This window comes from Candidatus Eisenbacteria bacterium (genome assembly GCA_005893275.1).
Lineage (GTDB): Bacteria > Eisenbacteria > RBG-16-71-46 > SZUA-252 > SZUA-252 > WS-7.
Genome location: VBOW01000035.1, coordinates 57,231 through 80,664 on the forward strand (window position 1 = coordinate 57,231; position 23,434 = coordinate 80,664).

Annotated in this window: 17 protein-coding genes; 6 read left to right on the forward strand and 11 right to left on the reverse strand. The window is 66.2% G+C overall.

All coding sequences use genetic code 11. The annotated features are described in order from the left end of the window. The first annotated feature begins 2 nt into the window (after positions 1-2). Both E6K76_07960 and E6K76_07965 read left to right on the forward strand, forming a co-directional pair. Positions 3-3,017 (forward strand): M6 family metalloprotease domain-containing protein, encoded by a 3,015-nt coding sequence (locus E6K76_07960; GenBank protein ID TMQ58434.1) that lies wholly within the window; start codon positions 3-5, stop codon positions 3,015-3,017. Then, the gene (locus E6K76_07965; GenBank protein ID TMQ58435.1) at positions 3,014-3,523 is read left to right on the forward strand and encodes a GNAT family N-acetyltransferase; all 510 of its coding nucleotides are present in this window, start codon (positions 3,014-3,016) and stop codon (positions 3,521-3,523) included. Before E6K76_07960 ends, E6K76_07965 begins: the two co-directional genes overlap by 4 nt. On the opposite strand, the gene E6K76_07970 is transcribed toward E6K76_07965, so the two are convergent. The 8 genes from E6K76_07970 to E6K76_08005 form a co-directional block, all read right to left on the reverse strand. Next, entirely contained in the window at positions 3,477-5,846 is a 2,370-nt protein-coding gene (locus E6K76_07970; protein TMQ58436.1) for a HAMP domain-containing protein, read from the reverse strand. The genes E6K76_07965 and E6K76_07970 overlap by 47 nt on opposite strands. Beyond that, positions 5,821-7,647, reverse strand: a complete 1,827-nt coding sequence (locus tag E6K76_07975; GenBank protein ID TMQ58437.1) for an ABC transporter substrate-binding protein — start codon at positions 7,645-7,647, stop codon at positions 5,821-5,823. Before E6K76_07975 ends, E6K76_07970 begins: the two co-directional genes overlap by 26 nt. Positions 7,648-7,761: 114 nt before the next feature. Beyond that, entirely contained in the window at positions 7,762-8,229 is a 468-nt protein-coding gene (locus E6K76_07980) for an aminoacyl-tRNA hydrolase (protein ID TMQ58438.1), read from the reverse strand. After that, entirely contained in the window at positions 8,219-9,493 is a 1,275-nt protein-coding gene (locus E6K76_07985) for an aminopeptidase P family protein (protein ID TMQ58439.1), read from the reverse strand. The genes E6K76_07980 and E6K76_07985 overlap by 11 nt, the downstream gene beginning before the upstream one ends. After that, the gene (gene hflX, locus E6K76_07990; protein TMQ58440.1) at positions 9,490-10,638 is read right to left on the reverse strand and encodes a GTPase HflX; all 1,149 of its coding nucleotides are present in this window, start codon (positions 10,636-10,638) and stop codon (positions 9,490-9,492) included. The genes E6K76_07985 and hflX overlap by 4 nt, the downstream gene beginning before the upstream one ends. Beyond that, positions 10,604-11,824, reverse strand: coding sequence for an aminopeptidase P family protein (locus E6K76_07995; GenBank protein ID TMQ58441.1), 1,221 nt, complete (start codon positions 11,822-11,824; stop codon positions 10,604-10,606). Before E6K76_07995 ends, hflX begins: the two co-directional genes overlap by 35 nt. A 10-nt stretch (positions 11,825-11,834) precedes the next feature. Further along, positions 11,835-13,028 carry an ABC transporter permease gene (locus E6K76_08000; protein TMQ58442.1) on the reverse strand — a complete coding sequence of 398 codons (1,194 nt, stop codon included), beginning with the start codon at positions 13,026-13,028 and terminating at the stop codon, positions 11,835-11,837. After that, on the reverse strand, positions 13,018-13,764 hold the full coding sequence (locus tag E6K76_08005; protein TMQ58443.1) for an ABC transporter ATP-binding protein: 747 nt from the start codon (positions 13,762-13,764) through the stop codon (positions 13,018-13,020). Before E6K76_08005 ends, E6K76_08000 begins: the two co-directional genes overlap by 11 nt. A 232-nt stretch (positions 13,765-13,996) precedes the next feature. Between E6K76_08005 and trxA the strand changes: the two genes are divergently transcribed. Then, entirely contained in the window at positions 13,997-14,332 is a 336-nt protein-coding gene (trxA, locus tag E6K76_08010) for a thioredoxin (protein TMQ58444.1), read from the forward strand. On the opposite strand, the gene E6K76_08015 is transcribed toward trxA, so the two are convergent. Beyond that, entirely contained in the window at positions 14,329-17,250 is a 2,922-nt protein-coding gene (locus E6K76_08015; protein ID TMQ58445.1) for an ATP-dependent helicase, read from the reverse strand. The two genes, trxA and E6K76_08015, sit on opposite strands and share 4 nt — an antisense overlap. Continuing rightward, entirely contained in the window at positions 17,247-18,608 is a 1,362-nt protein-coding gene (locus E6K76_08020; protein TMQ58446.1) for a short-chain fatty acid transporter, read from the reverse strand. Before E6K76_08020 ends, E6K76_08015 begins: the two co-directional genes overlap by 4 nt. A 69-nt stretch (positions 18,609-18,677) precedes the next feature. On the opposite strand from E6K76_08020, the gene E6K76_08025 reads away from it, so the two are divergent. The 3 genes from E6K76_08025 (at position 18,678) to E6K76_08035 (ending at position 22,220) form a co-directional block, all read left to right on the forward strand. Then, positions 18,678-19,619 (forward strand): hypothetical protein, encoded by a 942-nt coding sequence (locus E6K76_08025; protein TMQ58447.1) that lies wholly within the window; start codon positions 18,678-18,680, stop codon positions 19,617-19,619. Between the two features lie 6 nt (positions 19,620-19,625). Beyond that, a complete protein-coding gene (locus E6K76_08030) occupies positions 19,626-20,537 on the forward strand; it encodes a histone deacetylase (protein ID TMQ58448.1) in 912 nt (303 codons plus the stop codon). 474 nt (positions 20,538-21,011) lie between these two features. After that, positions 21,012-22,220: a hypothetical protein gene (locus E6K76_08035; protein TMQ58449.1), complete on the forward strand. Its 1,209-nt coding sequence runs from the start codon at positions 21,012-21,014 to the stop codon at positions 22,218-22,220. 100 nt (positions 22,221-22,320) lie between these two features. On the opposite strand, the gene E6K76_08040 is transcribed toward E6K76_08035, so the two are convergent. Further along, the coding region (locus E6K76_08040; protein ID TMQ58450.1) for a chaperonin GroEL at positions 22,321-23,434 on the reverse strand (1,114 nt) is incomplete at its 5' end.

The following is a 23,434-nucleotide window of genomic DNA, read 5'->3' on the forward strand; positions in this document are numbered from 1 at the left end:
GCGTGCGGCTACGGGTCACCATCGTCGGGGTTTGCCTTCTTGCCGGCCTTGCTCCCAAGGCTCACGCCGTCGCTCCGATCTTCACCGAAACGCGCCTCCGCGGGACGCATGCCGCCGCGGCCGCGCTGGAGCGACTCGCCCGCAAGCCCGCCGGGGTAGACCGGGCCGAACGCCTCCGGATCACGTCCTCACGGCACTACCGGGCGATCGTGATCCTTCTGCAGTTCCCGCCGGACCCGGCCATACCGGGGGACCCGGGAAACCTCGCCGACACCCTGGCCCACCCCACGTCCGCCTTCGATACGCTCCTTTTCAGCGTGGGGACGCGGCCGGGCGGAAGCCTCCGCGACTATTACCGGGAGGTCTCGAGGGATTCCTTCGACATCAGCGGCGTGGTGACGCGCTGGTACACGGCGCCCCACCCGTATGGCTATTACACGGACGCCCAGTCCGGATTCGGCGCCCCCCCCCGTAACGCGCAGCAGATGGCCTACGATGCCGTGACGCTCGCGGACCAGGACCTCGATTTTCGCCTCTTCGACAGCGATGGCCCGGACGGGATCCCGGACTCCGGTGATGACGACGGGTTCGTGGACGGGGTGTTCGTCGTCCACGCGGGGCCGGGGGGTGAGGAGACCGCGTCCGAGAACGACATCCATTCGCACAAGTGGACGCTTCCCAGCGTGTACGTGAGCGGCGATATCGGAGCCGGCGGCCCGATCAAGGCGAACGCGTACACGACCGAGGCGGAACGGTGGAAGGGCGCGGCCGCGGGCGGAGCCCCGCACACGGCGGTCAACCAGATCATGTCCATCGGGACCTTCTGCCACGAGTTCGGACACGTCCTGGGGCTCCCCGATCTCTACGACACGGGCCCCGTGAACACCGAGGGCATTGGCGAATGGGACCTCATGGGCTCGGGGAACTTCAACCACGCCCCGGGCGAATCGCTCGGCACGAGCCCGGCGCACTTCTCGGCCTGGTCGAAGCAGACGCTGGGATGGGTCACGCCGACGATCGTCCCGGTGGATCAGATCGGCACGGTGATTCAACCGGTCGAGTCGGGGGGAGCGACCTACCGCCTTTGGACCAACGGGGACAACATCGGCGAGTATTTCCTCGTCGAGAATCGTCAACCGGTCGGGTTCGATAGGGGGCTGGTGCGCCGGTCTGTCGAGATCGAGGGCCTTCAGGCTCACGGGCTCCTCATCTACCACGTCGATGAATCGGTGGTCGGAAACAACAATCCCGAGCACAAGATGGTCGACGTCGAGGAGGCGGGTGGGGTGGAGTCGGTCTCGGGTCCGGAGGGCGTGCAGAATCTGGACGTTCATCGAGGTTTGACCGAGTCGCAGTCGGCTTGCGGCGCCGCGGCGAGCGTCACCGGAAATCGCGGGGAACGCTACGATCCGTGGCCCGGAGCGCTCCTCGCGACCGAATTCAGTTCGACTTCCTGCCCCTCCAGCGCGTCGAACTGCGGCGACCTTTCGCAGGTCGCGATCCGGAACATCGTGGAGAACGGGGGCGTGATCACAGCCGATCTCCTCGTGGCGGCCACCTCGGTGCAAAGGACGGCGATCGCCCTGGACGACGCCCCCCGGACGGGTACCCCGAACGACGGCGACGGGCTGGCCGAGCCTGGGGAGTCGGTCCGGCTGCGTTTTCCTCTGATCAACCCCGGCGCCTCGCCCACCCCGCCCCTCTACGCAAAGGTGACGTCTTTGGACGGCCTCACAACCGTCACCGCGGGAGATTCCATCGCGTACGCCGCGGTCGGACCGGCCCAGACCGACTCGGGAACCACCGTGGAGGCGACGATCAACTCCTCGCCCGACCCGATCGGCGCCGCATACCGCTACATGGTTTTCTCCCCGAACGGCCTCGTGCTGGCCGACACCGTGCAGTTGCTCCTCGGCGTGAAACGAGGCATCTGCGACGACTTCGAAGGAACCGCGCAGCCCTGGCACGGACTCGAGCGGTCGTGTTCGAACGGAAACGAGTGGCATCGCGAGTCGGGCCTGAACCACACGCCGGCCGGAGCCTGGGCCTGGAAGCTCGGGCCCGTGGGCCCCGTGGGCAGCTATGCGGCCGGAGAGGATGCTTCGCTCATCAGCCAGCCGGTTCGGCTCACCGGATCGAACGATACGCTGAGCTTTTGGCAGCGATACAGCACGGAGACGGGGTCGGATGGGCTCTCCGTGGAAATCAGCACCGACGCGGGCGCGACGTGGACGCTCCTCCATCCCGTACCCGATTATCCGTTCACCGATCGCTGGAGCGGGACCCAGACCGTGTTCACCCAGGCGAAGGTGCCGCTCACAGGCTACAGCGGAACCGTCCAGATCGGATTCCGCTTCCGGTCGTCGACGCTCACGTTCGGAGGCAGCGGCTGGTGGATCGACGACGTCTCGGTCAATGGCGATGCGACCTGTGCGACCACCGGCGCGGAAGTCATCCCCTTCGATGCCGAATACGACCCTGTCCAATCGCGGGTCCGGGTCACCTGGGATCTGGGCGGAGCCGGGTACCCCACCGTCGGGATCGAGCGGGCGCAGGACGGGGGATCGCGCGTCCGGGTCGCGAACCCGGTGGGATATTTCGGCCCGGGCGAATGGGAGGACCGCGATCTGGCGGCCGGGACCACCTATTCCTACTGGGTCACCGCGCCGCGCGAGGGAGCTCCGAATCTCGAGTACGGACCGGTCCGGGTGGCAATCCCCGCGAGCCCCCCGGCGCCGCGCGTTCTGGCGCTCGGGCCCGTGCGGCCGAACCCCTTCCATCCCGCGGCGACCCTGCCGGTGTCGCTGGACCGCGATGGCCGGTTCGTGTTGCGTGTCTTCCGCGTGAACGGAGCGCTGGTCCGCACGCTCCAGGACGGACCGGGGGCACCCGGCCTTCATCCTTATACCTGGGACGGTCGGGACGATCGCGGCGTCGCGGTCCCGGGAGGGGTGTACCTCATCGAGCTTACATCGGGCGGCAGAACCCGGGTGGCAAAGGCGGTCCTGCTTCGATGAGCACCGGAACCAACACGCGCATCGACGGACCTCTGGTGTACCTCGAAGCCCCGGGGCCGGAGCATCTCCCCGCGATTTGGAAGGTCTATCTGGACGCGCCCGATTATTTCGAGGCGCTGACCGGAAGCGCGGATTTCGATCCCACCGCGGTCGAGATGCTCTACGAGGATGCGCTGTCCGAGGACAGTCGGTATTACCTCGCCATCCGCCGCACGGACACGAAATCGCTCGTGGGCACGATCGAGTTCGAGGCCGGGGCCGACGATGTGCCCGCAACGCTGCGGGGACTCGTCGTCGCGCAGGGAGAGAGGGGACGGGGCTACGGACGGGCGGCGCTCGAGCTGGCCGAAGGGTTCCTCGCGAACGACCTCGGCGTCACGACGATTGCGGCCGACGTCCCGGAAGGCTACGACGATGGCGCGAGGTTCCTGGAGGCGCTCGGCTACCGCGAGCGGCGTCTCAAGTCCGCCGAGGTTCGCTGGGTGAAGCGGATCGCCGGGGCCTAGGAGCCCGAGAGGCCAGCGCCTCGTTCACCCTCGACGCGAGCACGCCCACTTCGAAGGGCTTGCTGACCACGAAATCGATCCCGTGGGCGACCATCACCTCGTCGCTCACCGTCGCGCCCCAGCCCGTGACGAGCCCCAGAACGATGCCCGGGCCCCCCTCGGCACGGACGATCCGCGCCACCTCCCATCCGCTCACGTCGGGCATGCCGAGATCGGTCAACACCGCGTCGAATTTCCCGGAGCGAAACCGGTCGATTCCTTCGGTGCCGCAGTTTCCGGTGACGATCTCATGCCCCTCGCAGACGAGCGCGTCGCGCATCACTTCCAGGAGATCGGGCTCGTCGTCGACCACCAGGATGCGCGCCTTGAACGGCGCGGGGTGGCGGTCGGGTCTCGCGAGGTTCGCCCTCGCGGGATCCACGGAGGGGAACCGCATGCGCACCACGGTCCCCACATGTTCCGTGGACTCCACTTCGATCGAGCCGCGGTGGCGGCTCACGATCCCGTAGACCATCGAGAGCCCCAGGCCGTTCCCGGAAAGGCCTTTGGTCGTAAAGAACGGCTCGAACATGCGGCTCTTCACGTCCTCGGACATCCCGACGCCGTTGTCCTCCACCTCGAAAACGGACTCGGCGCCCTCGACGCGCGCCCGAATCACGATCGTGCCCCCCATCGGGAGCGCATCCACGGCGTTGAAGATGAGGTTCGTCAGCGCCTCTCGGATTTCCGCCCGGGTGCCCAGAATGGGCGCGGCGGCCTCCGCCTCGATCCGGATTTCCACCTTCACGCCTCGTCGCTCCGCTTCGTTCTTCCATTTCCCCTTGGTGATTTCAATCACCTCGGCCGCGACGGAAGGGAGATGGAGCACTTCGTTCTGCGACTCTTCCCGGACGCGCGTGTACTGCTGGATCCGGCGCACCGTCTGCCCTCCGTCCATGGCGGCCTGGCGGATGACCTCGAGACCCGCGGTCAGTTCCGGATCGGCCACTTTCATCTGGAGAAGCTGCGTCCGGCCCAGGATGATGCCGAGATTATTGTTGAAATCGTGCGCGACTCCCGCAGCCAGCTCCCCGAGCGCGCGCAGCTTCTCCCCCCGGATGAGGCGCTCTTGTAAGTCGCGCTGGGCGGAGATGTCAGAGATCAGGATCATCGTCGCCGGCGCGTTCTGGAAGAGAAGCCCGACGGCATACACCTCGACGAAGATCTGCTTGCCCGACGGCTGGCAAATCTGCCCTTCCACCTGGGCGCCGTTCCCGTTCTCGAGCACGGCCTTGCGCACCTGATGCTCCGATTCCGGATCGAACACGCCGAAGGGATCGATCCCCGGCTGGAGCAGCGCCGTCGCGTCCCGCCCGGTCATCCGCTCGAAGGCCTTGTTCACGAAGACCGCCCGGCCGGCCTGGACGATCAGGATGCCCAGGGGAGAGCTCTCGACCAGGATGCGGTACTTGCCCTCCGACTCGGCGAGGGCGTGGGTCCGGGATTCCACCGTGGCCTCGAGCCTCTCGTTGAGCCTGCGGAGATCCTCCCGACTCGCCAGAATTTCCGCCTGCTGCTGCTGCACCTCGTCGGCCATTCGGTCGAAGTGCCATGCCAGCGTCTCGAGCTCATCGCCGCTGCGTAGATTCAGTCGCTGCGAGTAATCCCCTCGGGTAATCGCGCGAATCGCGACCACCAGCCGCTCGATCGGGCGCGTGATCGCGCGCGCCGCGAAACGCGCGCCGATCAGGCAGAGGATCGCCGCGACGATCCCCGCGAGAACGAGGTGGTGGGTCGTCCGCTGAATATCCGCGTTTACTTCCGCGAGAGAGATCCCGACCCTCACGGTCCCCCACTTCACGTCGTGCTCACCCACGTACACGGGAACGAGGAACTCGATCGCAGGCGCCCGTTCTGACAACGCGGCCGGGACGATCATCCAGCGGTCCTCGCGCGTCTGAGCGGCTTCCGTGTCCGCGCGTTCGCGCCGCGGATGCCCGAAGGAGTTTCGCTCCCGGCTGTCGGCGGCGACCTGGCCCTCTTTGTCGTAGATCACGACGTAGGCCACTGCGGCGTCCCCGCGGGAGCGGCTCGCGGCCTGGCTCAGCGCCACATAGTTGTACGAGAGGAGGGATGGCGTGGACAGCCACGCGATGCTGTGGGCGAGCGCGAATCCCTTTTCGCGGGTCTGGCCGAGGAGCGATTCCGTTTGGTTCCGGACCACGTAGGCCAGCGAGGCGCCCACGAGCCCGACGACGATCAGCCCGAAGGTGAGGACGATCCGGGTCTGGAGCCCGAACCGGCGCCCTGCGGGCGGGTCAAGGGAGCGCTTGTATTGGCTCACGTTCGTGGATGGGCTTTCCAATCCGGAGCTTCTCCATCGCGAGTGTGGATATACCCAACGGATTCACTTCCAGCCCCGAGAGGTCCTCCCTCAGCCCGACGAACGTGGACGAATGGAAAAGCGGTATCAGCGGCGCGGCCTGGACCACGCGTTTCTCCACGTCCCGGTACGCGTTCATCCGCAGATCGGAATTCGCCGTCCTTTGCGCGACGTCGAGGAGCGAGTCCACGGTCCGGTCCGCGAACCGGAAATAGTTGGTTCCGCTGGAGGAGTAGAACAGCGCGCGGAGAAAGGTGTCGGGATCCGGAATATCCGCGACCCAGGCCAGCCCGAACATCTGGGCGTGCCTGCCCGTGATGACGCTGTCCAGCTCCGCCCACGAGACGTACTTGAGCTTGATGTGGATTCCCGCCTCCGCGAGCGAGCTCACCATCACCGCATCCACTTGGCGAACGCTCTGGTTCGCGGTCGACTTCCAGAGCGTGATGGCCGGCAGGGGATGGCTGGGCCCGAACCCTGCCGACGCGAGCATGCGGCGCGCGGTTTCGGGATCGTGGGAAAAGGTTCGCTGCTCGGGGGAGTAGGCGGGCAGCCCCGGAGGCAGGATCCCTTGGGAGAGCACCTTCCCCGCCGGCCATAGGTTCAGCATCGCCTTGCGGTCCATGGCGAGCGCGATCGCCTGCCTCACCTTGGGATTGTTGAGCGGAGGCCTTCTCGTGTTGATTCCGATGAACGAAAGGCTCAGATCCTGCCAGCGCACGACGCGGATGTTCGGCTTTCCCCTGAATTCCTCGAGCAGGTTGAGCGGCAAATTCGCCATCGCCGCTTCGCCGCGGATCAGGGCCTCGGCTCCTTGGGTATCCACCCCTTCCGCGCCCGCCTTCGGCGTGTAGAAGACGATGGAATCGATCGCGGGTTTGCCGAGGAAATAGCCGGGATTGGCCGCGAGAACGATGACGTCCTCCCCCCGCCGATAGGCCAGGTGAAAGGGACCGCACCCGACGGGGTGCTGGGAAAACGGCGTCTTCCCTGCGGCTTCCACCGCTTCGCGGGGCACGACCGACGCCTGGTCGAGCGCGAGCGCGCTCAAGAGCGCCCCGTAGGGGCGGCTGAGCTTCACTTGGAGCCTGTAGCGGCCCAGGGCGCGGATGCCGGCGATTCTCTTCGATTTTCCCTCGATGAATTCCGGCACCCCGACGATCGCATCGAGGTAGCCCGCCGCGAGTCCCTGGGATCGGAAGGGCTCCCGGAAGAGCCGGGTCAAGCTGTAGACGAAATCCCCCGCCTCGACCTCACGGCCGTTATGGAAGCGGACCCCCTTGTGCAGGTCGAAAACGTAGGTGAGCCCGTCGCGCGAGATGGTCCAGCTCTCGGCGACCTGGGGAATGGGCTCGAGATCGGAGGTGAGCCCGACGAGGGGGCTGAAAATCTGCGCGATGACGATCGAGGCATAGGCGTCGGAAGCGAGGGCCGGGTCCAGAGTGCCGGGCCTCTCGTTGAAATACCGGAACACCTGGGGCTTCGATGGAGCCCCGGAACGGGCCTCGTCCGTGCCGTCGGTTCCGAGACGCCCCCGGTCCCCGGGCGAAGGCCCGCGCAGCTTCGGCGCCGCCAGGGAGGCCACGATCACGAGGACCAAGGCGGACGTGATCGCGACGGGGTTGGTGGGGCGGTCGCTCCCTCTCCTCTTTAGCACAGCGATCCCCCCACAACGGGCCGTGGTTATGGCCGATGGCGGCGGGAGCCCGCGCGCTTCGTGGCGCCGCGGGCCCGCCGACCCGAACCGAATGGTCAGAGTCATATATCGACCTTTGCAGATACGTACTTGAGGCGAAGTTGCTGCGGAGGGGGTGGAGCAGGTCGCAGATAAGTTCTTACAACATAACTAATTATAATAGTCGAGACACAGCCCCGCCTAGCCCCCGGCCTCTTCGTCCTTGAGGGCGCGGAGCCGCTTGATTCGCGACCGGCGCTTTTTCTGCGCGATGCGCGATTCCTCCGACTTTTGGGTGGGGGCGGTCGCGTGGCGCTCCTTCCTCGGCGTGAGCGCCTCGGCAACGATCTCTTGGAGCCGTGCGAGCGCGGCTTCCTTGTTGCGCGACTGGCTCCGGTAGCGCTGACTCGTGACGCGGAGGATTCCGCGGGGACCGATCCGAGCCCCGAGAATCGCCTCGAGCCGCGCCCGCTCCTCCGGCGTGATCGCGCCGGATTCACGCAGTTTCCAGCGCGCCTCGACCCGCGTCTCGAGCTTGTTCACGTTCTGCCCACCGGGGCCGCTGGAATGGGATGTGCGGAACTCGATCTCGTGAACGGGTACTTTTCCGGCGCGGGGCCTCGGCTGGGAATGCCCGCGAGGCCCCCCGGGCCGGGTTTCACGCCTCAAGGACGAATATCTCCCTCTGAATCGGCTCGGTCGTGACTACGGCTTCGCCGCCGTCGATGAGGAGATTCACCTCGCTCCGAATCCCAAAGTCCTCCAGGTAAACTCCCGGCTCCACGGATACGAGCGTCCCCTCGACCAGGCTTCGCTCGTCGCGGGTCTCGAGATTGTCCAAATGGACCCCGTTCCCGTGTACTTCCTCCCCGATCGAATGCCCGGTCCGGTGAATGAAGCGGTCGCCGAGACCTTGGGAGCGGATCGCCTCACGCGCCACGTCGTCCACGTCGCATCCTCTCGGCTCGCGGCCCGCGCGGAGGGAATCGCGCACGAAGCCGATCGCCGCGTCCCGCGCTTCGCGAACTGCGGCGAACGCGGCTTGATGGGCCTCGGGAGGAGCCGATCCGAAGTACGCGACCTGGGTGTAGTCGGCATAGACGGCACCCGGACGCTTCGATTTGGCCCAGGCGTCGAGAAGCAGGAAGTCCCCGGCGCGGATCGGCCGGTCGAGGGCGGCCCGATTCGTAAAGTGGGCGTCGGCGGAGTGCTCGTTCGCCGCGACGGTCGGGGGGTCGCTCGAGGTCAGCCCCTCGGAATCCAATCGCTCGAGCAGCCAGCGCTGAAGGGCGAGCTCGGTGGTCGGCGTTCCAGAGCGCGCGCACCCGCGCACCCGCTGGAATGCCGCCGCCATGATCGCGTGCAGAGCGGATCCGGTGCGGCGGTGGTCACGCCGCGCATCGGGGGCCAGCGCTCCCTCGAAACGCTGAGTGAGCTCCGCGGAGGAGACGACCAGGGCGCCGGTGGCGCGGACCAGCTCGACCGTGCCCGCGTCGACGCGCGACACGTTCGGAAGGCGGGAGTAGGGGGAGTACTCCATTGCGATCCGGCGGGGGGTTCCGGCAACCGTGGGATACCCCGCGCTTCGGACGCCCTCCGAGTGGATCATCGCCCCGAGCATTCGCTCCAGCTCTTCCCACGTGAGATAGACCAGGGCGGGGCCCGGAAGGTGATCCAGCGCGTGCGGCTCGAGACGATGCACGAGCTTTGCCGGCTCGCCCGATGCGGGGATCCAGTAAAACCACCGTCTCGTCGTCTTCGGAGGGTCGGCGCTCGCGGTCAAACCGAGAATTCGCCGCGCGATCGGGTTCGTGCCGTGGAAATCGAAGAGGAGCCAGCCGTCCATCCCGCTCTCGCGGATCGCCGCCTGCATCCGGCCGACGCGGGACGTGGAGTCTGGATCCTGAATCGGGCCGATTCCGGCGCCCGTCATGACCCTGTGCTTCCGCCGCGCGCCGCGCGCTCCTCGTGGCCTGCATTCTCTATGACATGCCGCATGGCGGCCTCGCGCAGCTCGGGGATTCCATCCCGCGTGAGGGCGGAGACGAAGACCGCGCCGGGATACCCCGCCCGGAGCCCCAGGACCGAAACCTCGTCGGGAACCGCGTCGATCTTGTTGAACACGCAGAGCCTGGGCCGGCCGAGCGCCCCGATGGAATCGAGCACGGCCTCGACCGCCTGGATATGCGCGTCGATATCCGGCTCCGTGGCGTCCACGACGTGGAGGAGGAGATCCGCCTCCGTGACCTCCTCCAGCGTGGCGCGGAACGAAACGACGAGATGGGAGGGGAGCTTGCGGATGAATCCCACGGTATCGGTGAGAAGGGCGCGTGTATTGCGGCCGATCGGAAAGACACGGGTCGTGGGGTCCAACGTCGCGAACAGCTGGTCTTCGACGTACACGCTGGCCCGGGTGAGCGCGTTGAACAGAGTCGATTTCCCGGCGTTCGTATACCCGACGAGCGAGACTTTGAAGCACCCCCGGCGTCCCCGGCGTTGCACGCGCCGCTCCTTTACCACCCGCTCCAGCTCCCGCTTCAGCTTCGCGATCCTTTCGCGGACCCGCCGCCGATCGACCTCCAGCTGGGTTTCGCCGGGCCCGCGGGTCCCGATGCCGCCGCCCAAGCGGGAAAGATGCTCCCACATGCGGGTCAGCCGCGGCAGAAGGTACTCGAGCTGGGCCAGCTCCACCTGGATGCGCGCCTCGCGCGTCCGGGCGCGTCGGGAGAAGATGTCCAGGATGAGCCCGGTTCGATCGACGACTTTCATGTTGAGCTGCTCGCCGAGGTTTCGGCTCTGGGCTGGGGAAAGGTCGTCGTCGAGAAGCAGAAGCGTCGCCTGCTCCTCGCCGGAGAGGACGCGTACTTCTTCGATCTTTCCCTTGCTGAGGAACGTGGACGAGCGGATGGGACCGCGGCGCTGCAGCACTTCGCCCCGCACCTGGGCGCCGGCCGTTTCGGCCAGGAGGCGAAGCTCGGTCAGGAGCCTGCCGTTCTCCCCATGCCGCCCCCTCGTTTCGCGGCCGGCGAGAATGGCGCGTTCCCTATGCGGGTGCGATCTCCAGCTCGTAGGGGACATGGGTGAGATTTTCGAAAGTTCCGTCCTGATGCGCGTAGATCACGTCCTCGATCCGAACACCCATCCCTCGGGAAGGATAGTAGAGACCCGGTTCCACTGTGAAGAGCGAACCCGGGAGAATGAGATCCGGATTCGATGCGGCGCTCAAGCGTGGGCGCTCGTGCACCTCGAGGCCGATGCCATGTCCCAGCCCATGCACGTACCCTTCCTGCACACGCTCGTCCTGGCGGATCGTCTTGTGTCCGTGAGCCTCGAAGAGATCGCAAACGCCTTCCTGGTAGACGCGGCCGGGGGTTCCGATCGCCAGCCGATCGACCGTCTCCCGGACCGCGTCCTGGACGAGCGTGTGAAGCTCCTTCAGCTCCCGCGGGGCTCGCCCGACGCAGTAGGTTCGAGTCACGTCGAAGTAATACCCGCCGTTCTCCTGCGCGGGGTACAGATCGACCACGATCGGCCGCCCCTCTTCCAGGACGTCCTGGTCGTTCCCCTCGTTGTGCGGCACCCCGGCGTCGCGGCCCATCGCGATGATATTTCCGTGCGGTTCCACGAGGCCGGCCTCGAAGAAGATCCGGCGCACTTCGCGGCGCAGTCTTCCGATCGTGACCCAGCCGTCCGCATCGCGGAGCTTCCTCCCTTCGAGGCGCGCGCGCTCGATGATCTCGCGGATGCGCGCGTACGCCCGCTGGCATACGGAGGCGACCGATCGGACCGTCTTCACCTCCTCGGGATCCTTCGTGCTGCGCGCCAGCTCGAATAGTCCGGGATCCTCGTCCTCCACGAGCTCGATGTCCGGCTTGATCCTTCCGAGATAGTTCAAGATGTGGTGATACCAACCGATCTGCACGACGCCCTCGACCAGAACCCGTCCGCGAACGCCCAGCCTGTCGAGAACGATCTGCATGAGGCGCGCCGAAGCCCGCACCTGGTTTCCTTCCTGCTCCAACAATTTCATCCAGCCGAGCGAGCCGTAGTCTCCCAGCTCGAACCCGGTGGCGGCCGCGCTGTCGCGCTCCATCGCATGGTGGACCAAATAGGGCTTCGCGCCGGGGCGCCAGACCACAATGCCCTTCAGGTGGGCGTGGGGGCCCGTGATATAGCGAAAGGTCGGGCTCATGTACTCGCCCTGGAGCACGATCGCGGCCGAGAGCCCGCGCTCGTTCATGAGGTGGTCGATGTCTCGCTTCATGCGGGACTCCCTATGTCCGGAAGAGAACGGACTCGTTCGAGAAAAGCCGCGTCGCGACGAGGAGCATGACGGCCGCCATCGCCGCGCTCATGCCGATCGCGACGAGCGCGTGGATCGGCACCACCGTGTCGGTCAGGATTTCCCGCTGGAGCAGCGCCGTGTTCAGGATCGGGATCGCAAATCGCCCGATCGGCGGCGTTCCGAGCTGCCGAAAGCTCCCCAAGCCGAGAAAGATCGCGGCCATGTAGACGTAGGTCGCGTAGGTCTGACCTTCGCGCATGCTCCGCGCGAAGCAGCCGATCGCGACGAGGGCGGCTCCCAGGAATATCGTGGTTGGAAGCACCGTCAGGAAAATGAAGAGCGCCTGGTCGGGCCGGATCGAGAGCTGCATCGACTGGGTCGCGAGCGCGGGCATGAGCCCCGCGACCACGGTGAAGTTGAACCAGAGCCCGAAAATGCCGATAAAGCCGGCCGTCAACGCCGTGCTGATCACCGCCATGCACTTGCCGAGCACCAGCTCGCCGCGAGAGGTCGAGGTCGCGAGAAGGGTCTCCAGCGTGCTTCGCTCCTTTTCCCCCGTCGTCGTGTCGATCGCGATGTGCATGGAACCGGCCGCGACCATGAAGACGAGGATATACGGAATGATGAAGGCCGCGATGTAGCGCCCCGTCTCCGCCTTCGAGGAGACGTCGCGATGGTCCACCGAGATGCCCGGAGCCTGGTCGACCTTGGCGCCGCGGCTCTGCGCCCATAGGACGGTCAGCGCCCGACGGACGTCGTCCAGGACGGGCCTCATCCGCACCTCCGCCGCCGAGGACTTGTGATCGGCATCTTTGTAGAGAAGCTCCACCTTCACGGAATCGCCGCGGGCGATGGATTGGCGGAGGACCGGAGGAATCACGAGCACGGCGTCCACGCCCGCGTCCTCCATGGAGGCGGGTGCCCGATCCAGGGGGACGGTGGAGACGCCCGCGACCTGTTGCAGGCGCTGACGCACGGCCGGGAGCTCCGCTTCGCCCACGATCCCCACGCGCACCTGGAGCGCGCTCTCGTCCCTCTTGTTCTGGGATTCGATCCAACCCATGAAGAGCATGAGCCCCGGGTAGAGGATGAAGGGGACCACGAACACCGCGATGATCGTGCGGCCGTCCCGCATCGCGTCGCGCAGCTCCTTGCGGCATACGGTCCAGGACCTATGCGTCACCGTTGACCTCGCCGACCGTCTTCACGAACACATCTTCCAGCGACCCGCCGCCGTTCTCCCGCTTGAGCGAGTCCACGGTTCCCTGGGCCAGGATCGATCCCTTCTCGATGATCGCGATCTCGTCGCAGATCCGTTCGGCCTCGGTCATGATGTGCGTCGAAAAGATGACCGTGCGCCCCTTCGCGCTCAAATCGCGCACGATCCTCAACACCTCGCGCGCGCCCATGACGTCCAGCCCGGAGGTCGGTTCATCGAAGATGAGCACCGGCGGATCGTGGAGGACGACGCGAGCGAGCGAAAGCCGCTGCTTCATCCCGGTGGACATTTTCCCGACGCGCTTCTCGAGGAACTCACCCAAGCCGAAGGACTCCTGAAGCTCCGGGATCCGGGAGGCGATGGCCGCGGGCGTCATTCCCGCCAGCTCGCCGAAATATTCGAGCAGCTCCCGGCCGGTCAGCCGGTCGTAGAGCTTGGTGTCGCCGGAGAGATAGCCGATCCGCTTCCTCACGTCGCCGGCGCGCTCATTCACGTCAAAGCCTTCGATCCGCGCCGTGCCCGAGGTGGGGACGAGGATCGTGGCGAGCATGCGGAGGGTGGTCGTTTTCCCGGCGCCGTTTCTGCCGAGCAGCCCGAAGATCCGACCCGGGGAGCAGGAGAAGGAGATGTCCCGGACCGCGGGGATATCGCCTTTCTTGCGGTCGTGGAAGGTCTTACCAAGGTTCAGTACTTCGATCAATCGGACTCCGGGAGCCTCGCGGGGAAGGACCGCCCTGAAGCTTGCGCCCGGCCAGTCTAGGCATCCGGGCCGGGAGTGTCAACGCCGGCGGCGGCCTGTCCCCGCGCGGCCCCATTCCCTGCGGCGGCGCGGGCCGCCGCGAATCGAACCTTGATGCGCGGAGTCTAAATCGTTAGTTTTTCGCAGCTCGTGTGGAAGGGCGTTCCACTCATCGTGTAAGGAGTCTTGGCCCATGTCTGATGCGGTCGTCCAGGTAAGCGATAGCACGTTCGAATCCGAGGTGCTGAATTCGAAGATCCCGGTTCTGGTGGATTTCTGGGCCGAGTGGTGCGGCCCCTGCCGGATCGTCTCCCCCGTCGTCGAGGAGGTCGCGAAGCAATACCAGGGGAAGATCAAAGTCGCCAAGGTCGACGTGGATCAGAACCAGCGGATCGCGGCACAGTACTCGATCCGCAGCATCCCCAGCCTCTACGTCTTCAAAGGTGGGAAAATCGTCGAGCAGATTGTCGGCGCCGTTCCGAAGCACCAGATCGTATCGGTGCTCGACGGCGTGCTCTCGGCGGCCTAGACAGCGGACTCGCTGCAAATCGGACGGCAGGCGCAGATCGAGCAATTGTGCTCGCTCGGTTGGGCGTGGAAATCCCCGGAGCGTACGGCCTCGGCGATCGCGAGAATTCGATCCCGGGTCCGTTCGAGTTTTTCCTCGGAGCGCGTGGACGTTCCGACCGCCCCGCTCAAGACGTAGCGCAGCTCGAGCCGTTCGGGCACGCGGCCGGTCAGCTCCCTGTGCGCGAGGGCGTAGATCGATAGCTGCAGATTGTCTCGAGCGTTCGTGTCCGCATTCTCTTCCGCCTCCAGCTCGCTCGTCTTGTAATCGGTGATGACGACTCCGTCGCGCCCCTCGTCCACCCGGTCCATCCTGCCCGAAACGACAACGTCCCCGAGCTTGAACCGGAACGAGCGCTCGACGTCGGCCGGCGGCCCCTCGGAGTGGACCTCGCGCTCCAGGAAGGACCGCAGCGCCCCGGCGCCCTGATCGAATCGACGCCGGGCGTGCTCTTCCGACCGGTATCCCTCGTTTCTCCAGCTCTGCCGGAATACCTCGATCACCTGGTCGAACGTGGGCGGCTCGCCCAGGCGATGGCGCTCGAGGGCGAACGCGACCGCCTGGTGGACCGCGTTCCCGAAGTTCACGCGGTGGTCCAGCGTCAGGATGGGATCGACGGCGAGCACGTGGAGGAAGTGGTACTTGAGCGGGCACGTGTCGTAGTCGGCAATGCGCTGGTGGCTCAACAAGATTGGCTCTCTGGCAGGCGGGCGCGCGAGCGGGGGAAGACCCTGCGGCGCGTCGGTCCTGTACGCCTCCAGCTCCTCCAGCGCGCGCTGCTTCTTTTGCGCCGGCGCTGGTTTTCCCAGGTCGAATGCCTCCGACAGGAACTCGCTTCGCTGCCGGGGCCGCTTGCCCCCGTAGTCTACCGCATGGGTCGCGACCAGCTCCTCCTTCGCGCGCGTGAAGGCGACGTAGCAGAGCCGGCGTTCCTCTTCTTTGTGCAGCTCGGAGCTGTGCCGCTCCCCGGGAGCCAGCTCGACCGGCACTTCGATTCCCCGGCGGAGATTCCGGGTCGGGAAGCGGTCGGTCGCGGCCTGCACCAGATAGACAACCGGAAACTCGAGGCCCTTCGCGCGGTGGATGGTGAGGACCTGGACCACGTCCGATTCCTCGCCGATCTCCGCCACCGCGGGATCCTCCCCGTACTCCATGATCGCCCCGAGATGGCGGAGGAAGAGCGGCACCCGGTCCACGACCGCGACGGAGCCATAGGACTGAATAACCTTGAAAAACTTGACGATGTTTCGCGCCTTGATCTCGTCTTCGAAGCTCGAAGGAGTGCGAAGCCTCTTGATGATCCCGCGGCGCTCGAGGTAGGCGCGCAGCACCTCTCCCACGCGGTGGTCGCGGGCGGTGTGCTTGAGCGTGCGGAGATCTTCGAGCATCGTCGCGATCCGTTCCCTCGCCTCCTCGGAGACCTCGACCGCTGCCGAGCCCGTGCTCGCCCGCTCCATGAGCGTGCGCAGCTTCGTCGGTTCGGAGGAAAGGGCGTGCACGAGCCGGCTCAGATCGTCCCCCGGCACCCCGTACGCCGATTCCGCCAGGTAGTACAGGTGATCCTCGCGTGCGTCCTGCGACAGGGAGTAGAGGAGCGCCACCAGCTCCTTGATCTCGGGACGCTGGAAGAGCCCCCGGCTGCCCGAGAAGTAATACGGCACGCCCTGCTCGTCGAGCGCGCGGAGGAAGGGTTCCGCGTTCTTGTTCGAGCGCACGAGAATCGCGAAGTCCCGGCACCGGCGCGCTCCCGATTCCACGGCGGCGCGGATCTCCGCCGCCACCCAGGCCGCCTCTTCGGCCTCGGTGGGAAGCTCCTTGATGCGCGGCACCGGCCCGCTCCGCTCGGTCAGAAGCTCCTTCGAGATGTGGAGCCGGGTCTCGAGGCGGTCCCGATTCACGAGGATGAGCCGCCGGGCGGATTTCAGGATTTCCCGCGTCGAGCGGTAGTTCCGCGTGAGCACGATCGAGCGGGCGTCCGGAAAGAACTCGTGAAACTTGAGGATGTTCTGGAGGTGGGCGCCCCGGAATCGATAGATGCTCTGGTCGTCATCCCCCACGACGACCAGATTCCGGTGGACCGCCGTGAGGCGCCTCACGATCTCGAACTGAACCGGGTTCGTGTCCTGGAACTCGTCCACGAGGACGTACCGGAAGCGCTCCTGGAGGAATCGGAGCGCCGAGGGGCTCTCATCAAAAACCTTGAGCGACAGGGCAAGAAGATCCCCGAAATCGGCGAATCCCCCCTTCCAGAGGAGGTGGTTGTAGCGATCGGCGGCTTGGGCCAGCTCGAGGAACCGCGCGAAGCCATCCCGATCCGCGGAGTTCGCCCCGGGACGCGCGAGCCCCGCCTCGGCGAAGCGCCTCAGCTCTTCGGGATCGATCGGGTAGTCCTTGAGCCTGTTGAAGAACGCCGCCAGCTCGCGCAGGTATCTCGTCGGATCGGATAGCGGCGCGTAGTGGTTCAACCCGAGGGCCTCGAGATGCTCCGCGAGAAAGAGCGCCTGCGCCGACTGATCCAGAACCGTAAAACCGGGGGCGATCCCGATTTCGATCCCGAAGGTCGAGAGCACCTCCTCACCGAACGCGTGGAAGGTCGCGATCTGGGCGTCGGCGTATCCGTACGGAACGAGAATGTCCACCCGCTCCTGCATCTCGGTCGCGGCTTTCTCATTGAAGGTGAGGGCCAAGATTTCCGACGCGCGCGCGCGCCCCGACGCGATCAGATGCGCGACGCGGCGCGCGATGACGGTGGTCTTCCCCGTCCCCGCCCCCGCCACGATGAGGAGCGGCCCTTGGTCGTGCTCGACCGCGGCCCTCTGCTCCGGGTCGAGCCCCTCCAGATCGGAGGTCACCCGCGGGTGGATCTGGGGCGGCCTCATCGGGGGAACAACAAGAAGGCGAGCGAGACAAGCGGCGCGTAGACGCAGAAGAGGATCAAGCAGAACCCGAGAATCTCACGGAAGTCCAGCTTCGCCGCGGCGAGGAGCGGGATCGCCCAGAAAGGCTGGATGATGTCGGTCATCATGTCGCCCCAGGCGTAGGCGGTCACGACCTTGGCCGCCGGCACGCCGAGCGTTTGGCCCGCGGAGAGGATGTAGGGCGCTTCGATCGCCCACTTGGAGCCTCCCGAGGGCACGAAATAGTTCACGATTCCCGAGTACCAGTAGACGATCAGGGGATACGTGCGCGCCGTCGCGCCCGCGACAAAGACGCCGGCCAGCGCCTCGGCGAGGTGGGTCTCGCGGATGATGCCATACATCCCCGCGTAGAGAGGGAACTGCAAGATGATTCCGAAAACGAGCCCGCTCGCCTCCTCCGCGGCCCCTACGAGCGAGGCGGCGGAAGGATGGAGCGCGACCGCGAGGCCCAGCATGACGAAGTTGAGCGCGTTCAGCGTGACCGCGTGCTGCGGCCTCATGAAGACGTAATCCACGACCCAGACGAGGGCGAGCGCGCCGAAGGTGAGGTTCACCCATCTCGAGTACTCGAGCCGGGTCGCAGGCGCCGGTCGTTCCACCGCCGTCGGGGGACGGGGCGGCCGGAACATGTGGATCGACTCGAGCTGGGCAGGCGTCGCCTCGACGGTCTCCGCGGGGGCGGGATGCAGGAGGGGCGTGACGATCGAGAAGAGCAGCACCACGAGCGCGACCAGGATGAGATTGAAGGGCGCGAAGATGGTCTCGGAAACCGGGATGATTCCTATTTCCGATTCGAGGAAGTGCCCCGGGGTGGCGACGAGAAGGGGGGCGGAGGCGGAGAGCCCGGCGTGCCACGTCGTGCCCATGCCGAGGTAGGCGGCCGCGAGGAGGAGCCGGTAATCGACTCCCGCCCTTCGCCGCCCCAGCTCGCGGACCAAGACGGCGCTTCCCACGATGCTGATCCCCCAATGAACCAGCGCCAGCATCATCGAACCGAGCGCCACCAACAGGATGGACTGGCGCGGGGTTCGGGGCCGAGAAGCAAGCCACGCGAGGGCGCGTCCGACCGGGGGCGACACCGCGACGATGCTCCCCGTGAACATGATGAGGCACATCTGCATGGAAAAGGGGAGCAGCTCCCAGAAACCGTCCCCCCACGCCGAGACGCACGTGAGGAAGGAGGCGTGTCCCGCCGTGACCCCGAGGAGCAGGACGATGAGCGTAAGGAGCCAGGCGATCGTGAAGGTTCCGGGAACCCACCGCTGGGTCCAGTCCGTGAGCCGGGTCGCCGCGCGCGCGAATGCGGTGTGAATCGCCATGGCGGCCGCACGCTAGCAGATGGGTTCGAGGATGGCAACGCGGGTGGAAGCGGCGTAGAATGCCCGCCCATGAACGCCGAAGTGGGGGTCGTCGGCTCGACGAGGGCCGGAGCGCCACTCCCGCAGGTAGCCGACTACTTCCGCGCGATCGTGAGCCTCGGCCGGCGCTCCTTCCGACCCGCTCTGCCCGCGCTCCTGCTCCTTTACTTCTACCGCCTCGGCATCGGCGTCTACGTCGCGCTCTCGGACTACGCCTATCCCGAAGGGAGGGACGCGATCGGCGCCTTTCTTCCCCAGATCGCGATCATCGGGACCTTTGTTCCGCTCCTGCTCCTGATCTATACCCCGTTTCTTCCTCTACAAGACGGCATCCTGCGCGGGCGCGACGTGAGCTTCGGGGCCGCGATCCGGCAAGTGCTCGAGGTTGCGTGGAGTTTCATGATCTCGGGAGTCGTTCAGATGCTGATTCTCTTCACGCCGTTCGTCGCGCTGTGCGTCGTGGCGGGAATCATGGTTTCGGTCAGCCGGGCGGATCCCGATACCGCCCGCGTCGTCGCGATGGCGTTCGTGCTGCTGGCGGGCCTCGTCTGGTCGCTCGTCGGGAGCCTCTTCTTGATGTTCGCGACGCCCGCCGTCGTGCTCGATGGCGAGGGGCCGGTCCGGTCCATCACGACGAGCATCCGGCTCGTTCGGGAAAACCTTGCAGGAGTGCTCGGCCGGCTCCTGGCCTTCGTGTTTGTCGCCACCATCGTGTATTTATTCGCGATGATGCCTTCGGCGATTCTCACCGCCGCGGAACGATCCTCGGGACTCGCTTCGGCTCCCTTCAAGGTGGCGGGCGTGATCTGGTCGAGCGCGATCGATACCGTCTTTTTCCCGTTCTGGGTGGCCGCGCTGATGGCCCTCTACCGCGCCCTCGCTCCGCGCGCCGCCGAGACAGGCTCGGGTGCGCCGGTCGCGATCGAGGACGAGCTCCGCCCGGCGACCGCGGCCCGCGCTCCCTTCGAATAAGGTGCCGTGTCCGCGCCGGCGGTCGTCCATTCCAACGGTTATTTCGCGGACATCGGCGGGCACGTCTTCCCGACCCGGAAATTCCGCCTCGTTCGCGAGGAAATCGTGCGGCGAGGGCTTCTCGCCGACTCCGAGGTCCTCGAGCCGGGACGCGCGAGCCTCGAGCAAGTGCTTCGCGTGCACGATCGCGCCTACGTGGACAAGCTCGTCCAGGGGCGGCTCTCCGTGCTCGAGGAGGCGATCTTGGAGCTTCCCTACTCGAAGCAGCTCGTCGAGGCCTCCTTCCTGTGCGCGGGGGGCAGCATCCTTGCCGGGCGGGAGGCGCTCGCGCGCGGCGGCGTCGGGATCAACCTGGGCGGCGGGTTCCATCACGCGTTTCCGGATCACGGCGAAGGTTTTTGCGTTTTCAACGACATCGCGATTGCGATCCGCGCGCTTCAGCACGAGGGGCTGATCCGCCGGGCGGCCGTGATCGACTTGGACGTCCACCAGGGGAACGGCACGGCCGCTATTTTCCGCGACGATCCCAGTGTCTTCACGTTCTCGATGCACGAGGAACAGAACTACCCGGCGGTCAAGCCGCCGAGCGATCTCGACATCGGACTGGATACCGGCACGGGCGGCGCGGAGTACCTTGCCGCGCTCGAGCGTCATGCGCCCGCGATATTGGACCGGCACCGCCCGGATCTCGTCGCCTACGTCGCGGGAGCGGACCCCTTCGAGGAGGACCAGCTCGGCCGATTGAAGTTGAGCCGCGAAGACCTGCGCCGGCGAGACCACATCGTGTTCGGAGCGTGCGCCTCGCGCGGCATCCCGGCGGCCGCGTTCCTGGCGGGCGGATACGCGATGAGGGTGGAGGACACGGTCGGCATCCACGGGGACATGATCGCGGGGGCGTTCGCGATAACCGGGGCTTGATTTTCGCGCCTCTATCTTGTATAGTTGTAATAACTTGAACGAATTTGCCTCCCAGCGAGCCGCCGTAACCTCTTCCCTGGCAACCCGATCAACGGCCGTTTCCGCCACCCAGCTCGCCACGCTGCTCCATTGGATGTTTCGCGTCTCGGTCCTCATGGAATTTGTGGGACACGGCGCGTTCGGGGTCATGACCAAAGCCTCCTGGGTTCCCTACTTCGGGGTGTTCGGGATCAGCGAGCCGATGGCGTACCGGCTGATGCCGGTCATCGGCACGATCGACATCTCCATGGCGATCATGGGATTCCTGAGCCCGCGTCGAGCACTGCTCGTCTACATGACCTTTTGGGGATCGTTCACGGCGATTCTGCGGCCATTGTCCGGGGAATCCTTCTGGGAGGTCCTGGACCGCGCCGGGAACTACGGCGTCCCGCTAGCGTTTCTCTTGCTCAGCGGGCCGGGACGCACGTGGCGGGAATGGCTCGAGCCGATCCGGCCCCGCCCGGTGACGCGCGAATCGCTCCGCGGGCTCGCCGCGGTGCTGCGCTGGACGACGTCGCTCTTCCTGATCGGGCATGGGGCGTACGGGGCGGTCGTTCACAAGGCCGTGCTCACGAGGCAGTACGCCGCGATCGGGCTCTCGTCCTTGCCCTGGGTGGGGGGTGCCTTCACGGAGATACTGGGATGGCTCGAGATCGCGCTCGGGCTCGCGATCGCGATCCGGCCGCTCCGGTACGCGCTGATCGCGGTCGCCGTGTTCAAGCTCGCGACGGAGCTTCTCTATCCCATGACCGGATCGCCGATCTGGGAATTCATCGAGCGCGGCGGATCCTACATCGCGCCGCTCGCGCTCTTCGCGGTCGTGCTGAGCGCGCGCGAGGGAACCCCGGGAAAGACAGAATGATCTCGATCCGAACCCTGGCTGGGACGCTCGCAATGTACGCCGCGCTTCTCGGAGCTTCGCCCCCCGCGGTCGCGGATCCCGCGCCCACGGCGCCCGCCTCCGCCGCGCCGGCGCCCACGCGGATCACCCCGGCCGCTCCGGGTGCGGACTCGATCCCTCACGTGGCCGATTCCACCCTCGTCCGCAATCTGACGAGGGGTGGCTACATTATCTTCTTTCGTCACGCGATGACGAACTGGAACGAGCGGGACGGCACAGAAGGAGATTTCTCCGACCGGGCCAAGCAGCGCAATCTGAGCGAGGCAGGAAGGACACAGGCGGCGCATCTCGGGAAAGCGATCGCGGCGCTCAAGATCCCGATCGAGAGGGTGCTCGCGAGCCCGATGTGGCGCTGCCGTGACACCGCGCAGCTCGCGTTCGGCGCTTACGACACCACCATCATGCTCTTTTGGAAGGGTCCGACGTTCCGCGAGGCGCGCATCAAGATGCTGGGAACGCCACCTCCCGCGGGGAAGAACCTCGTTCTGGTGGGGCATCAGGACCAGCTCATCCCCATCGTCCCCGGCCTGAATCGCGATCAGCTGAAGGAGGGGGACGCGCTCGTGTTCCGGCCGCTCGGCGAGCAGAAATACCGGGTCGTGACCCAGATTACCCCGGCCGACTGGGCGCGGCTCGCGGCGATTCCGGCGGCGCCCGCGGCGAGCGGGAGCGCTCCGGCCGATTCGGCGCCTGCACCCGGGCAGGGGGGCGGCTCGATGCCGCCCGAGAGCCACCACCACTAGGAAAAGACGAGGGGCGGAACCTTGCGGTCCCGCCCCTCTGTCTATGAGCTCCCTTGGGCCGACATGGAGCCGGTCCGTGGCGAGGTGAGGCTACCTCGGCCTAGTACATGTCCTCGTAGCCGCCACCATGGGGCGCCGCCGAAGCCGGCTTCTTCCTCTCGGGAATCTCGACGACCAGAGCTTCCGTCGTGAGCAACAAGGAAGCCACCGATGCCGCGTTTTGCAGCGCGGAGCGCGTTACCTTGGTCGGATCCACGACGCCGGCCTCGAACAGATCCTCGAACTTCTCCGTCTCGACGTTGAAGCCGACTGTGTTCTTCTCCTTGCGGGCTTGCTCCACGACCACCGAGCCTTCCAGGCCCGCGTTGTTCACGATCTGACGCAAAGGCTCCTCGAGCGCGCGCTTCACGATGTTCGCCCCGATGAGCTCGTCACCTTCCAGCTTCAGCTTGTCGATGGCCGGGATGCAGCGGATCAGCGCCACGCCGCCCCCCGGGACGATTCCTTCCTCGACCGCCGCGCGCGTCGCGTGGAGCGCATCCTCGACCCGAGCCTTCTTCTCCTTCATCTCGGTCTCGGTCGCCGCACCCACGTTCACAACCGCCACGCCGCCCGCGAGCTTCGCCAGGCGCTCCTGGAGCTTCTCCTTGTCGTAGTCCGAGGTCGTGTCCTCGATCTGCTTCTTGATGAGGGTGATGCGACCCTGGATGTCCGTGGTCTTGCCCGCGCCTTCCACGATGGTCGTGTTGTCCTTGTCCACCGTGACCCGCTTGGCGCGCCCCAAGTCCTCGATCTTCACGTTCTCGAGCTTGATCCCCAGATCCTCGGTGATGAGTTTGCCCGCGGTGAGGATCGCGATGTCTTCGAGCATGGCCTTCCGGCGATCGCCGAAGCCCGGCGCCTTCACCGCGCACGCCTGGAGCGTGCCCCGGAGCTTGTTCACGACCAGAGTCGCGAGCGCCTCACCCTCGACGTCCTCCGCAATCACGAGAAGCGGCTTCGCCTTCTGCGCCACTTTCTCCAAGAGCGGGAGGAGGTCCTTCATGTTCGAGAGCTTCTTCTCGTAAATCAGGATGTAGCAATCCTCGAGAATCGCTTCCATGTTCTCTTTGTCGGTGACGAAGTAGGGCGAGATGTAGCCCTTGTCGAACTGCATCCCCTCGACGAGATCGAGGGTCGTCTCCATGGACTTGGCTTCCTCGACGGTGATCGTG